The 341-nt window shown below is 51.9% G+C and carries 2 tRNA genes and 1 rRNA gene (1 of these 3 cut by a window edge); all 3 read left to right on the top strand.

Annotated elements, in window-relative coordinates:
- A 16S ribosomal RNA gene (locus AC1QQ2_RS14725) occupies nt 1-49 on the top strand; the annotation flags it as partial.
- Nucleotides 50-188: 139 nt separating this feature from the next.
- Nucleotides 189-265 (top strand) — tRNA-Ile (locus AC1QQ2_RS14720).
- A gap of 21 nt (nt 266-286) precedes the next feature.
- A tRNA-Ala gene (locus AC1QQ2_RS14715) sits at nt 287-341 on the top strand (it continues 38 nt past the right edge of the window).

Below are 341 nucleotides of genomic sequence, written 5' to 3'. Positions count from 1 at the left end.
GTCGTAACAAGGTAGCCGTAGGGGAACCTGCGGCTGGATCACCTCCTTTCTAAGGATGTTTCTAGCAGAGGAACTTGTTCTTCTCGTGAAGCACTTAGCAAAAGATCAACAATCAAAGTTGGTCAAACTCCGAGCTAGGCCGTCCTCATATCTCTTCAGTGTTGATTACAGACCTACCGGTCTGTCTTGGGTCGGTAGCTCAGGTGGTTAGAGCGCACGCCTGATAAGCGTGAGGTCGGAGGTTCAAGTCCTCCTCGACCCACCATCCTTCCTTAGGGAAGTATAAGGGGCCTTAGCTCAGCTGGGAGAGCGCCTGATTTGCATTCAGGAGGTCAAGAGCG

The organism is Aestuarium sp. (assembly GCF_023253315.1).
Lineage (GTDB): Bacteria > Pseudomonadota > Alphaproteobacteria > Rhodobacterales > Rhodobacteraceae > Marivivens > Marivivens donghaensis.
Note: the sequence above shows the minus strand (reverse complement) of the source record. Positions and strands in the feature narration are given on the sequence as shown.